Source organism: Neptunomonas marina, assembly GCF_004005935.1.
GTDB lineage: Bacteria > Pseudomonadota > Gammaproteobacteria > Pseudomonadales > Balneatricaceae > Neptunomonas > Neptunomonas marina.
Genome location: NZ_SACQ01000007.1, coordinates 176,100 through 189,928, shown reverse-complemented (window position 1 = coordinate 189,928; position 13,829 = coordinate 176,100). Strand labels below are relative to the sequence as shown.

At 51.1% G+C, this 13,829-nt stretch carries 14 protein-coding genes; 2 read left to right on the top strand and 12 right to left on the bottom strand.

Annotation, left to right across the window (positions count from 1 at the left end; all coding sequences use genetic code 11):
* Positions 1–7 precede the first annotated feature (7 nt).
* Positions 8–1,222 (bottom strand): molybdopterin molybdotransferase MoeA, encoded by a 1,215-nt coding sequence (locus EOE65_RS14950; RefSeq protein WP_206052696.1) that lies wholly within the window; start codon positions 1,220–1,222, stop codon positions 8–10.
* 76 nt (positions 1,223–1,298) lie between these two features.
* Here EOE65_RS14950 and EOE65_RS14945 point away from each other — a divergent pair, with 76 nt between their 5' ends.
* Entirely contained in the window at positions 1,299–1,685 is a 387-nt protein-coding gene (locus EOE65_RS14945; protein WP_127695149.1) for a SirB2 family protein, read from the top strand.
* On the opposite strand, the gene rfbD is transcribed toward EOE65_RS14945, so the two are convergent.
* From rfbD to EOE65_RS14920, 5 genes are all read right to left on the bottom strand, one after another.
* The gene (gene rfbD, locus EOE65_RS14940) at positions 1,682–2,626 is read right to left on the bottom strand and encodes a dTDP-4-dehydrorhamnose reductase (RefSeq protein ID WP_127695147.1); all 945 of its coding nucleotides are present in this window, start codon (positions 2,624–2,626) and stop codon (positions 1,682–1,684) included. The two genes, EOE65_RS14945 and rfbD, sit on opposite strands and share 4 nt — an antisense overlap.
* A 93-nt stretch (positions 2,627–2,719) precedes the next feature.
* Entirely contained in the window at positions 2,720–3,454 is a 735-nt protein-coding gene (locus EOE65_RS14935) for a 3'-5' exonuclease (RefSeq protein WP_127695145.1), read from the bottom strand.
* Between the two features lie 4 nt (positions 3,455–3,458).
* On the bottom strand, positions 3,459–5,369 hold the full coding sequence (locus EOE65_RS14930) for a putative nucleotidyltransferase substrate binding domain-containing protein (RefSeq protein ID WP_127695143.1): 1,911 nt from the start codon (positions 5,367–5,369) through the stop codon (positions 3,459–3,461).
* Positions 5,370–5,402: 33 nt separating this feature from the next.
* Positions 5,403–7,034, bottom strand: coding sequence for a BCCT family transporter (locus tag EOE65_RS14925; RefSeq protein WP_127695141.1), 1,632 nt, complete (start codon positions 7,032–7,034; stop codon positions 5,403–5,405).
* Between the two features lie 110 nt (positions 7,035–7,144).
* Complete coding sequence (locus EOE65_RS14920; protein ID WP_127695139.1) at positions 7,145–7,678, bottom strand: single-stranded DNA-binding protein; 534 nt, start codon at positions 7,676–7,678, stop codon at positions 7,145–7,147.
* A 137-nt stretch (positions 7,679–7,815) separates the two neighbouring features.
* Between EOE65_RS14920 and uvrA the strand changes: the two genes are divergently transcribed.
* On the top strand, positions 7,816–10,650 hold the full coding sequence (uvrA, locus tag EOE65_RS14915; protein WP_127695137.1) for an excinuclease ABC subunit UvrA: 2,835 nt from the start codon (positions 7,816–7,818) through the stop codon (positions 10,648–10,650).
* Between the two features lie 66 nt (positions 10,651–10,716).
* On the opposite strand, the gene rplQ is transcribed toward uvrA, so the two are convergent.
* The 6 genes from rplQ to rpmJ all read right to left on the bottom strand — a co-directional run bounded on the left by rplQ (position 10,717) and on the right by rpmJ (position 13,827).
* Positions 10,717–11,103 (bottom strand): 50S ribosomal protein L17, encoded by a 387-nt coding sequence (rplQ, locus tag EOE65_RS14910; RefSeq protein WP_127695135.1) that lies wholly within the window; start codon positions 11,101–11,103, stop codon positions 10,717–10,719.
* Between the two features lie 39 nt (positions 11,104–11,142).
* Entirely contained in the window at positions 11,143–12,147 is a 1,005-nt protein-coding gene (locus EOE65_RS14905) for a DNA-directed RNA polymerase subunit alpha (RefSeq protein WP_127695133.1), read from the bottom strand.
* A 26-nt stretch (positions 12,148–12,173) separates the two neighbouring features.
* A complete protein-coding gene (gene rpsD / locus EOE65_RS14900) occupies positions 12,174–12,794 on the bottom strand; it encodes a 30S ribosomal protein S4 (protein WP_127695131.1) in 621 nt (206 codons plus the stop codon).
* 15 nt (positions 12,795–12,809) lie between these two features.
* On the bottom strand, positions 12,810–13,199 hold the full coding sequence (rpsK, locus tag EOE65_RS14895; RefSeq protein WP_127695129.1) for a 30S ribosomal protein S11: 390 nt from the start codon (positions 13,197–13,199) through the stop codon (positions 12,810–12,812).
* A gap of 25 nt (positions 13,200–13,224) precedes the next feature.
* Complete coding sequence (rpsM, locus tag EOE65_RS14890; protein ID WP_127695127.1) at positions 13,225–13,581, bottom strand: 30S ribosomal protein S13; 357 nt, start codon at positions 13,579–13,581, stop codon at positions 13,225–13,227.
* 129 nt (positions 13,582–13,710) lie between these two features.
* Complete coding sequence (rpmJ, locus tag EOE65_RS14885) at positions 13,711–13,827, bottom strand: 50S ribosomal protein L36 (RefSeq protein WP_007021200.1); 117 nt, start codon at positions 13,825–13,827, stop codon at positions 13,711–13,713.
* Between the last annotated feature and the right edge of the window lie 2 nt (positions 13,828–13,829).

The following is a 13,829-nucleotide window of genomic DNA, read 5'->3' as shown; positions in this document are numbered from 1 at the left end:
ACGCAGATTAATTGAGAAGCTCAGAAAACGGAATAAATTCAACCAGATCTCCCAGCGCCACCGTCTGATGGGGATAAACCACCACAAGCCCATTCGCCCAAGACGCTGAAGACAGCATACCGGAGCTTTGGTTTTGGTGGATATGAACGACACCGTTTTCATAACGTGCTCGCATATACTCCTCACGCGAGCCGGCACTGCTGCGTTCAAAACCCGCCGCAACGGACAGACGCAGCGGAGGCTCTATATGCGCACCCTGCATTTTCAGCAAAAAGGGCCGTACGAAAAGCGTAAACGTGATGAGACTAGAGGCGGGGTTCCCAGGTAAGCCGAAGAAAGGTATCTGCTTTACATGACCGAATGCCAGCGGCTTACCAGGTTTGATGCGCATACGCCACAGCTGCAACGCGCCCAACGCTTCAACAGCAGCTTTGACGTAGTCTTCCTCTCCCACGGAAACACCCCCAGTACTGAGGATACAGTCAGCCTGTTCTGCCGCGCGCTCCAGCGCATCCGTCGTCGCCGCTAGGTCATCTTGAACGCGGCCAATATTCACGACCTCGCAGCCCAGCTTAGCCAGCAATGTCGTTAAGACAAAACGGTTGGAGTTATAAATTTTACCGGCACCTAACGATGAACCCGGCTCCACCAGCTCATCTCCTGTTGAGATGATCGCAACTTTAATTGGCCGATAAACTCGCACGCTATCGATCCCTGTGGAGGCAAGCAAACCAATATCGGCAGGCTGTAACCGGCGCCCTTTATATATGACCTCTGCACCCAGTGCGATATCTTGCCCTTTGGGGCGCACATTGCTGCCAGCATTGATCGGGCCACTGAACGCTACGTGCCCATCTGCCTCAGTAGCATTCTCTTGGATCACAACAGCGTCAGCTCCTGCTGGCATTTCAGCCCCCGTAAAAATACGAGCCGCCGTGCCTGGCTCAAGCGGCAATGGCGCACTACCGGCCGGTATACGTTGCGATATAGGCAATGTCGTCGCTGGGTTTTGGCAGTCTTGGCTACGGACAGCATAGCCATCCATACTGCTGTTATCAGCCGGTGGGACAGCCACAGGTGAGGTCGGAGACTCAGCCAGCACACGAGCAACAGCCTGCTCGAGATAAACCGTTTCTGTTTCTGGTGCCGCCGGTGCACTGGCAAGAATTTGCGTAAGCGCCTCTGCCACCGGCATCAACGCGTGCTGGCCCGAGTAACCCATGACTCTCTCCTTATCTGACTTGCACACCTAATAGGTTGCGCGTTTAATACGCAAAACCTTAATAGGAGTCTATGTTATGGCTGAACTCTACCCGATGCTTAAGCATCTTCACTTGACCGCAGTCGGCTTAAGTCTGTTGCTCTTTGTGAGCCGCGGAATCGGCATGCTGCATAACGCCCAATGGATCTCAAAAAAAGTATTTCGCATCCTTCCCCATGTGATCGATACGATACTGCTAGTGAGTGCTATTGGTCTAACCATTGCCTTGAGCCAATATCCATTTCAAGCAGATTGGGTCACCGCTAAACTCATCGCGCTGTTCGCCTATATCGGTCTTGGTGTTATAGCACTGCGCCGCGGTAAGACAAAAACTGTGCGCACACTCGCCTTTATCGCTGCACTTGCCGTGGTTGGATATATTTTAGCGGTTGCGATCACACACTCAGCGACACCTTGGGCTTAACTGGCTTTGTCCTGCAAAGCGGTTGCCTCATCTGGCTGATAAATTGCCCGCATCACTGCGGGCAACTCATTACGCCAAGGGCGCTGTCGGATGCCAAAATGTGCCAAAATCTTTTTACACTTCAGTACCGACGACGCAGGCCGCTCCGCTTCGGAGTTAAGCTCGGTTTTCGAGACCGGTACAATCTTTTCAGCGCGCAGTGCTTCATACTGGCGCGCAGCCGCTAAAATCGCCTCCGTGAAGCGATATCGCGTGGTGACTTCAGCGCCGCAGTAATGATAGGTTCCCCAGGAATCAGCACCATTTTGAAGCTGCTGAATCATCGCTAAAATGACTCGCGCCACATCCGCTGAAGAGGTAGGACAACCCTGCCGATCATCCGCCGCTTCAATCTCTGATGCTGTCCGTGCTTTGGTCAATGTTCGTAATAGATGGTTATCACCTCGATCACTAAAGACCCAGCTCACACGCAAAATAATATGACGCGAGCAAAACTGGCGAATCAGTTGCTCGCCCTGATATTTACTGTCACCAAATACGCCTAGTGGGGAAACATCATCACCTTCGGCATAACCGCTGGCATAGTGGCCATCAAAAACGTGATCAGTGGAGAGGTGAATAAGCGGGATAGATAGTTCACCGCAGATATCCGCGAGGTTCTTTACCCCATCACGGTTAACGCGATAGCACAGTTCAGGGTTTTGCTCCGCGGCATCAACACGATTAAAAGCAGCGGTATTGATGAGGTAGTCAGGCATCAGCTCATCTATCACGCGACGTACCGTTTCAGGTTGCGTGATATCCAGCTTGGCTTGATCCAGTGCAATCAGCTTAAAATGCTTATCTTTGGCAGCCAAAGCCACTAAGTCTTGTGCGACTTGGCTATCACCACCTGTGACTACAATCGTAATCGTTTCTGCGTCAACCCACTCTTTCATCATGCACTAACATACACCCTGTTGCTTTCACTCCATGATGCACAGCAGCGCGGCCAAATACAAGCGTATGATTACACGAGAAAATCCCTTTTAGCGCTATTCCCAGAGGTCACGTAGCAGCGCTTCATCACCGATGTAGTGCTGCACTTGCGCAATAAAGAGCTCAGCAGCAGCCACCGCATCTAGGGTCGCGTGATGAGCCGTGTAATGAGGAAGATGATAACGCTGTCGACAGTCGGGTAAACGCAGTGACAGTGGCTTGCGACCCCATATCGCTTGCCACCAGCTAACGGGGCGCTTGGCACAGATGACCCGTTCCTGAGCCATCGTATCAATCACCGGGAACAGTAAGCGCTGCCCAGTTAAGCGCTCAAGCGCAGCACCAAGAAACTGCTGCTCCACACTCTTGCAATGGACAATAGCAACTTTGCCCTCTAGCGCATCCAGCACTTCGCCGATAATCGACCCAAGCCGCGGCGCTTGGCGCACTTCTGAATGTGTAATGCCATGGATAACAATCGCCTCCTCCTGCAAAGGTGTACGCGGGCGCACTACCCAATTCCGCGAGGCGTTGCAACGTATCCGCTGCAACGTAAACGGCACCATACCCACGCTGACAATATCATCTACTTCAACCGATAAGCCTGTTGTTTCTAAATCCAAAGCAACAAACTCTAGCTCAGCCAGCGTGCTATCTGGCGCCGGTAAGCCCGCTTGAAAAAAGCGCTTTAGACGACGATCCCGTGCTGCATCCGCTTGCCGCTGATAGATCGCCGGCCAATCTAAACGCGGCGCAACGGGCGTAGTATCTTTCAAGCTGCGATATAACATCGTGCTAATTGGCTCGGTTTGGCTGGTAACGGAACGTCAGGTACTTTTGCGCATCGCTAACAATTTGAAAGGCATCTTTGAGATTACGCCGCTCGAAGTTTGATAAGTTCTCCGGCTCAATATTGTTATCAGGTGGAATCTCTTTCTCTAAATCCAGCTTTTGATGGCGAATGCGTACCAAGGCGATAAACTCCAGCGCCCCCTTGATATCTTCACCGCGTCCGGGAGGCAGAATATTTGCCTCAACAATATCGTCCAAGCGCTCAAACGAATTGCGCGACGAAGACCCAATAGCCAAAGCGTGGACACGAATAAGATCCACCAGCGGCGCGGTTCCGCGACGCTTTAGATTGATAGAGTTTTTATGCTCGCCGTCCTGCTCCAACACAAACGTGCGGAAGAATCCCAATGGTGGCGTGCGTAACAGTGCATTACGCGCCATACTGGCCAGAAAGCGCTGGCTGCGCTTCGCGCGCCGAGCGACCAGCGAATTCAGCTGATCAGCCCATTCGGTTCGGCCATAAACCCCATCAAGATCGAAGAAAATAGAGCTATCCAACAATGAGCGCGGCGTCGGATTATCGATCCAGTCACAAAAGCGTACTTCCCACTCCGCTTGCGTCATACGCCAAACAGGGTTTGTAGCCATAATGCCACCGGTACACAGCGCATAGCCGCACGCCGCTAACCCGTGGCATACGTACTCAGCTAGCTGCTCAAAGTACGAACCATGTTGTTGGGGGTCATAGCTATTATCAAGAATCAGCGCGTTATCCTGATCGGTCACAATCAGTTGCTCATCACGTGCCATGGAGCCGAGTGCTAAAAAGCAGAACTCGATCGGTGGCTCGCCCAGCGCTTCGATCGCCAGCTCAATCAACCGCTGCTTAAAAGTCCGCCCGATAATCGCCATGGCAGTACCGATCATCTGCGAGTTTGCATCTTCATTAACTAAGCGTACAAAACTGCTGTTGACTTCATCACGTAACGCAACCAACCCCTCCAACGTGGTTTGATGCAGAATATTACTCACGATAAAGAGACTGCTTTGGGATTCGTGGCGAACAATATCCGCCAGATTAATCACCCCCAGTGGACGGCCTTTTTTGAGTACGGGTAGGTGGTAGACGTGAGACCGCAGCATCGTCATCATCGCCTCAAATACGAAGTCATCACTATTGATGGTGACCACGCTCTGCGACATCACCTCATCAATGGCCGTTTCATAACTTAGCCCCTGTGCGATGATGCGTTCACGCAGATCACGATCGGTTAGAATACCGCGGATATAATGTGGACCGGCCTCTAAGTCAGGGACTAGCTGGTCATCATCTACGTCATCGGTAACCGGTTCTAACACTAACAACGACGATACCTGCTCTTCACACATCAGCTGTGCGGCTTGCTGCACGCTCGCACTGCTAAGCAACGTAACCGGCTCACGGCCAATCAAGCTACTCACCTTAGAGGTCATCAGGGGGCTACTTTTCTCCTGCCGCGAGACAACCTGCAGCAATCGGGTGCTATCTTCAACCGCGAAAAAGTCAGCAAACTCCTCCTCGCGATCAAGCATCTCGCGGAACACCGCGCCGGAGATGTAGTAGATCAATGTGTCCTCTAAGGCACAGACTGGGTAGCGCACATGGCGATTCACCAACAACCCCTGATAGCCAAACACACCGCCTTGGCTCAGCCGATTGTATAGCTCGCCATTTTTCCGAAAAACCTCGACCGCCCCGCTGCGCACACAGCAAAGATCATTGATCGCATCACCTAGAGAGAGAATCTGCGTTCCGGCTTTGAAATAGCCGATCTCTACAGACCCAACCACCTCTTCGAGCGAGGCGGCTGAGAGCAAACTAAACGGAGCGATCGTACTCAGAAATTGGTAGATCTCAACCTGTTCGCTTTGCATATCTCCCCCGTAACAGCGCTATGGCGCTCGGTATTAAACCGAGCGCGGTTCCGATGCAAGACCTTTCAGTACCGCAACGGTGGCAATCAATAGAATGATAGTAAACGGTAACCCTGTGGAGACGGCCATCGCCTGCAAAGAAGCCAAACCACCGCCTAAAATCAGGGCGATCGCCACCATGCCTTCAAAGCTACACCAGAAGACACGCTGCGCTTTTGGCGCATCAATTTTGCCGCCTGCTGCGATTGCATCAATCACCAACGAGCCTGAGTCCGAAGAGGTCACGAAAAAGACCACCACTAGAATAATCGCGATCAGTGATGTGATGCCCGAAAGCGGCAACGCATCCAGCATGTAGAACAGTTTTAGTGGCAGGTCAGCGCCCACAACCGCTTCATAGCCTTGGCTCACCAACTGATCGATGGCGGTACCGCCGAACGCTGTCATCCATAGAACGCACGCCAACGATGGCACAATCAGCACCGAAATCAGAAACTCCCGAACCGTACGGCCACGAGAAACACGCGCGATAAACATGCCCACAAATGGCGACCAAGAGATCCACCATGCCCAGTAGAATGCAGTCCAGCCCGACGCAAAGTTCACATCTTCACGCCCAAACGGCACGGCAAGCTGCGGCAGGTACTCCACATATGCTCCCAGATTAGTGAAGAAGCCAGATAGAATCATCCACGTTGGACCCACCACAATGACAAAGAGCAACAACAGAATCGCCAAAGTCATATTGATCTCTGACAGGCGCTTAACACCAGCGTCCAACCCGGCGACCACAGACACCAGCGCTGCCGCAGTGATTAAAATCACGAGGATAATATCTGTCGTTGCGCCCATTGGAATACCGAATAGATAGTTCAAACCGGCACTCGCCTGAGATGCACCAAACCCGAGCGATGTCGCTAAACCAAATAGCGTTGCAAAGATCGCTAGAATATCGATGATGTGGCCGGGCCACCCCCAGATACGCTCGCCCAGCAAAGGGTAGAAAATCGAACGCATCGTCAGCGGCAATTGCTTGTTAAACGAGAAGACAGCTAAGCCGAGCGCTAAGATGGCATAGATGGCCCAAGGGTGCAGCCCCCAATGGTAGATCGTAGCCGCCATACCAAGCCGAGTTGCTTCTGCTGCATCGCCCGCTGCAGCCCCCAGTGGTGCCCAGTCAGTACGGACGCCATCGGCGACACTGGTGCCGCCGAAGGAGCTTGCATAATGGGACATTGGCTCTGATACACCGAAGAACATCAGACCAATACCCATTCCTGCCGCGAATAGCATGGAGAACCAACCGAGGTAGGAGTAATCAGGCGTGGCTTCTGTGCCGCCGATTCTGACCCGCCCCAATGGCGATACAATCAAGCCCAAGCAAACGAGCACAAAAATGTTACCTGCGCTCATAAAGAACCAATCTAAGTTCGTAGTAAGCCACGTGCGCATACCGCTGAACAACGGCGCCACCTGGTTTTGAAACGCCAAGGTAAGGAAAACAAACGCTACAACGGTGAGACCGGCGATCAAAAAGACGCGGTTATGGATATCGAGCCCGAACGGGCCAATTTGGAGCGCGACATTATCTTGCCCTACTTGGTAATCGGTATCTATCGGATTAGCTTTACCATCCGGCGTCTGGAGATTGCTTTCATCAGACATGGAGCCTCCTTACAGTTATAAATCACTGAGCGCACAAATCGCGCCCTACATTTAAGACAAAAAAGCCCCTACGTAGAGGGGCCCTTTTTGGATGAAGAATCAAACGTTCATTAGAACGGAATATCATCATCAAAATCATCGAAATTAGGTGCAGATTGAGGCTGAGCCTGCGGCGCTTGCTGTTGCTGCATCGGCTGTTGCTGAGGTACCATCGATTGCTGCTGTTGCGGCGCTTGCTGACGCTGTTGTGGCATACCATAGCCAGGATCTTGGCTGTAGCCGCTATTATCATTGCCACCGCGGCCGCCAAGCATCTGCATTTGACCATTAATATCAACCACAATCTCAGTGGTATAGCGGTCGTTGCCGCTCTGATCCTGCCACTTACGCGTTCGTAGCGCGCCCTCAATATAAACTTGCGAGCCTTTGCGTAAGTATTCGCCTGCCACTTCTGCTAAACGACCAAAAAAGACAACACGATGCCACTCTGTACGTTCTTGCTGTTGGCCCGTCTGCTTGTCTTTCCATGAATCCGTAGTTGCAATAGTGACGTTGGTCACAGCATTGCCATTTGGCATGTAACGAACTTCAGGATCACCACCTAAATTACCCACTAGAATGACTTTGTTAACGCCACGTGCCATGAACTTTCTGCCTCGCTCTAACTTTATAAAACAGGTATATACCTGAGATCGCACTTTAATTGATCAAGGATAACATAGCCCATCCTCAGCCTGTACCTTATAATTCGGAACTTTTGCGGAACAGCAACGGGGATAACATGGACACCATTCTGGTTCGGGGTGCGCGCACGCATAACCTCAAGAATATCGACCTAGACATTCCACGAGACAAGCTGGTTGTGATTACCGGCCTATCTGGGTCGGGCAAGTCATCACTGGCTTTTGATACGCTATATGCTGAAGGCCAGCGCCGGTATGTGGAATCGCTTTCTACTTACGCGCGCCAATTCTTATCGATGATGGAAAAGCCGGATATCGATCATATCGAAGGGCTATCACCCGCCATCTCTATCGAGCAAAAATCAACATCGCACAACCCCCGCTCCACCGTTGGCACAATCACCGAAGTCTATGACTATCTGCGCCTGCTGTTTGCTCGTGCGGGCGAACCTCGCTGTCCCGACCACAACCTACCGCTCGCGGCTCAAACTGTTAGCCAAATGGTGGATCAAGTACTGGCGCTTCCAGAGGGCAGCAAACTGATGCTGCTCGCACCCGTTGTAGAAGGACGCAAAGGCGAGCATCTGCATATTATCCAAGAGATGCGTAAACAGGGCTTCGTGCGCGCGCGTGTCGATGGCATTGTTTGCGATGTGGACAGCATCCCTGAGCTGGACAAAAAGAAAAAACACACAATTGAAGTCGTCGTTGACCGTTTTAAAGTCCGTGGCGATCTACAGCTGCGTTTGGCCGAGTCATTCGAAACTGCGCTCAATCTTACAGACGGCATCGCCCGCGTGGCTGACATGGATGGCGAGAATGAGGACATGGTGTTCTCGGCGCGGTTTGCGTGCCCCCAGTGCGGGCATAGCATCCAAGAGCTGGAACCTCGCCTCTTCTCATTCAACAATCCACATGGCGCATGTGCTAGCTGCGATGGCCTCGGTATCAAGCAGTTCTTTGACCCAGCAAAGGTAGTGCACGACCCTTCATTGACGCTATCCGAAGGTGCCATCAAAGGCTGGGATCGCCGTGCGCTTTACTACTTCCAGCAACTTAAGGCAGTGGCAGAGCACTTTGGTTTTAATATTGATACCCCGTTTAATCAGCTGACCGAACAGCAGCAATCGCTGATTCTTGAGGGTAGTGGTGGTGAAGAGGTGCCGTTTGTTTACATCAATGACCGTGGCGATCGTGTAACTCGCTCTCACCCGTTTGAAGGCGTACTAAACAACCTCCAACGCCGCTACAAAGAGACTGAGTCCGATATGGTGCGCGAGGACTTAGCCAAGTACCTCAATATGCAGCCATGCCCGTCTTGTCACGGCAGCCGCCTACGTCGTGAAGCCCGCCATGTATTTATCGATGAGCATTCACTACCCGACCTTGTAAAAATGCCAATCGCGGAGGGACTAGCGTACTTTGACCAGCTGACCCTGCCCGGCAAACGGGGCGAGATCGCAGAGAAGATTCTTAAAGAGATTCGCGAGCGCTTAACATTTTTGGTTAACGTCGGGCTAGATTACCTATCGCTTGATCGCAAAGCGGATACCCTATCAGGTGGCGAAGCTCAACGTATTCGCCTAGCCAGCCAAATTGGCGCAGGTTTAGTGGGGGTCATGTATATTCTTGATGAGCCTTCTATCGGTTTGCATCAGCGTGATAATGAACGCCTACTCAACACACTGGAGCACCTTCGTGACCTCGGCAACACCGTGCTGGTCGTTGAGCATGATGAAGATGCTATTCGTTTAGCCGATTACGTCATCGATATCGGCCCAGGTGCGGGGGTACACGGCGGTGAAGTTGTCGCCAGCGGCACACCTGACCAAGTTATGAGCAACAAAAGCTCCCTCACTGGACAATACCTGAGCGGCGCAAGAGCCATCGAAATACCAGAGCAGCGAACCGCTCCGGTAGAAAACAAAAACTTAGTCTTACGCGGTGCAACTGGCAACAACCTGCAGAACGTCACGCTAGAACTTCCAGTCGGGCTGATGACGTGTGTTACGGGCGTTTCTGGCTCTGGAAAATCGACTCTCATCAACTCAACGCTTTACCCCATTGCAGCAACTGCGCTGAATAAAGCAACGACGCTAACTCCAGCGCCTTATGAAGCCGTTGAAGGGCTGCAACACTTTGATAAGGTGATTGATATCGACCAGAGCCCGATCGGGCGAACGCCACGTTCAAACCCAGCTACCTACACTGGAATCTTCACACCGATACGTGAGCTATTGGCTGGCACACAGGAAGCCCGTTCGCGAGGCTACAAGCCGGGACGCTTCAGCTTTAATGTCAAAGGCGGACGTTGCGAAGCCTGCCAAGGTGATGGTGTCATTAAAGTCGAGATGCACTTCCTAGCCGACATCTACGTGCCTTGCGATGTGTGTAAAGGTAAGCGCTATAACCGAGAAACCCTCGAGATCAAATATAAGGGCAAAAATATTGACGAGATGCTCGGGATGACAATAGAGGAAGCACGAGAGTTCTTCGATGCGATCCCTGCCCTCGCGCGTCGCTTACAGACACTCATCGATGTGGGGCTTTCCTATATCAAGCTTGGTCAAGCAGCCACTACCCTCTCTGGTGGCGAAGCTCAGCGGGTAAAACTAGCTAAAGAGCTCTCCAAGCGCGATACCGGCAAGACCCTCTATATCCTTGATGAACCTACAACAGGTTTGCACTTTCACGACATCGCACAGCTTCTCGGCGTACTCAGCCGCTTACGTGATCATGGGAATACTGTCGTCATCATCGAGCACAATCTAGATGTGATAAAAACTGCGGACTGGATCGTAGACCTAGGACCTGAGGGTGGGGTCAAAGGAGGTGAGATATTGGTAGCAGGCACACCTGAACAGGTCGCAGACTGCGAACGATCACATACAGGCCGCTTCCTCGCAACGATGCTCAGAAACAACAACTCTTGATATGATTCTGGAGTGTTTCAGGCACAAAAAAGCCCGGCTAAGCCGGGCTTTTTAATATACAGAAAATTAATCTTCTGCTACTTCTTCAGCTGCAACCGGACGGTCAACCAGCTCAACGTAAGCCATTGGCGCGTTATCGCCAGGACGGTTACCACATTTCAAAATGCGGATGTAACCACCTGGGCGGTTCGCATAGCGAGGGCCCAGCTCGTTGAACAATTTACCCACAGCTTCTTTGCTACGAGTACGGCTGAATGCCAAACGGCGATTAGCAACCGAGTCTTCTTTCGCCAGAGTAATCAGCGGCTCAGCAACGCGACGAAGCTCCTTTGCTTTCGGCAAAGTAGTTCGGATAAGCTCGTGTTCGAACAGGCTGTTAGCCATGTTTTTGAACATTGCTTTACGGTGAGAGCTGTTACGATTCAGTTGGCGACCAGATTTACGATGACGCATTGTAAATTCCTTACCAATTTGATCAATTAAAACCGCATCTTACGATGCGATTTTATCGTCGTTCTTCAGGCTAGCCGGTGGCCAGTTCTCTAAACGCATACCCAAAGACAAGCCTTTGGACGCTAGTACGTCTTTGATCTCTGTCAGCGACTTCTTACCCAGATTTGGTGTCTTAAGCAACTCAACTTCTGTCCGCTGGATCAAATCACCGATGTAGTAAATTTGCTCAGCTTTCAGACAGTTAGCGGAACGAACCGTCAATTCCAAATCATCGACTGGGCGCAACAGAATCGGATCTACCTCCGGCTCAGCTGGCTCGTCTTTAGCCTGGTCTGCAGCATCCTCAAGATCAACAAATACAGACAGTTGATGTTGAAGGATTGTCGCTGCACGACGGATACACTCTTCTGGATCGATCGTACCGTTTGACTCGATATCAATGACTAGCTTATCAAGGTCAGTACGTTGCTCTACACGAGCACTTTCGACAACATAAGAAACACGGCGTACCGGGCTATAAGTCGCGTCCAACTGAAGACGACCAATAGCACGAGTTTCATCTTCGTCACTTAGGCGCGAATCAGCAGGAACATAACCGCGACCGCGAGTTACTTTCAGCTGCATGTTCAGAGTAGCGCCAGAGTTCAGGTGACAGATCACGTGATCTGGGTTTGCAACGTCGACATCCTGATTTAACTGGATATCCCCAGCAGTCACAGCACCGGAGCCTGTTTTGCTCAGCGTCAAAGTTGCCTCGTCACCGTTGTGCAGTGCGATAGCGACGCCTTTAAGGTTGAGCAGGATTTCGATTACGTCTTCCTGCACGCCTTCAATAGTGCTGTACTCATGCAAAACGCCTTCAATCTCAACCTCGGTTACAGCACAACCTGGCATAGAGGAGAGAAGAATACGGCGAAGCGCATTACCCAATGTGTGACCGAAACCACGCTCGAGTGGCTCCAAAGTCACTTTAGCACGAGTATTACTGATCTCCTGAACGTCAATATGACGAGGACTCAGAAACTCATTTACAGAACGCTGCATAGTTCCACCAATCAAGAGTTCATGAATTACTTAGAGTACAGCTCTACGATCAGCTGCTCATTAATATCAGCGGATAGCTCGCTACGCTCAGGAACAGCTTTAAACTCGCCTTCCATTTTGCCAGCGTCAACAGCAACCCACTCGATAGGAGCGCGCTGAGAAGCCAATTCCAATGCGTTCTTAACACGCAACTGAGTCTTAGCTTTTTCACGAACTGCGACCACATCACCCGCTTTCACTTGGTAGGAAGGAATGTTAACAACCTGACCGTTAATAGTGATTTGACGGTGTGATACGATCTGACGAGCTTCAGCGCGAGTCGCACCAAAACCCATACGATATACCACGTTGTCAAGACGCGTCTCTAGCAACTGAAGCAGGTTCTCACCTGTTGAGCCAGTGCGACGAGCCGCTTCTTTGTAGTAGTTACGGAACTGACGTTCCAGTACACCGTAGATACGACGTACTTTTTGTTTCTCACGAAGCTGTAGACCGTAATCGGACAGACGACCTCGACGAGCACCGTGTACACCAGGAACAGTTTCAGCTTTACACTTACTGTCCAGGGCACGAACGCCGCTCTTCAAGAATAGGTCTGTACCTTCACGGCGGGACAGCTTGCACTTTGGTCCAAGATATCTAGCCATTATACCGTCTCCAGTTTATACACGACGTTTCTTCGGCGGACGACAACCATTGTGTGGGATTGGCGTCACGTCAGTAATGTTTGTAATTTTGTAGCCGCATCCATTCAGCGCACGAACTGCGGATTCACGACCTGGTCCTGGACCTTTTACAAACACATCGAGATTTTTCAAACCATATTCCAAAGCAGCCTGACCAGCACGCTCTGCAGCTACCTGAGCAGCAAATGGCGTACTTTTACGGGAACCACGGAAGCCAGAGCCTCCAGAAGTCGCCCAAGACAGTGCATTACCTTGGCGATCGGTAATGGTGATAATTGTATTGTTAAAAGAAGCGTGGATATGAGCGAACCCATCTACGACTTGCTTTTTAACTTTTTTACGTGTGCGATTGCCTGGCTTAGCCATATTGGAAATTCCTATCGCTTAACACTTATTTACGGATCGGCTTACGCGGACCTTTACGCGTACGCGCGTTGGTCTTACTACGCTGTCCACGAACCGGCAGATTACGACGGTGACGGATTCCACGGAAACAACCGAGGTCCATGAGACGTTTGATACTCATAGACACTTCACGGCGTAGGTCACCTTCGACAGTAAACTTGCCAACTTCTCCACGAACTACATCGAGTTGCTCTTCAGTCAACTCAGAAATTTTTGTGGCTTCAGCGATATTCGCAGCTTCACAAATTTTCTTTGCTGTAGTGCGGCCAATCCCATAAATGTAAGTCAGAGAAATAACCGCATGCTTATTGTCAGGAATATTGACGCCAGCTATACGAGCCATTCAACTTACTCCATCTAACTATGCTCAATCATGCATGAGCTTATGTTCTATATGCCATAGAAGGCGCGCAATTATACGCTTTGATCAAAAATAAATCAAGCGCGCACCTTCCTCTATGAAGTCAGGTTCTTAACCCTGACGTTGTTTGTGGCGAGGTTCCACCTTGCAGATCACACGAACGGAACCATTGCGACGAACAATCTTGCAGTTACGGCAAATCTTTTTAACAGATGCACGTACCTTCATGA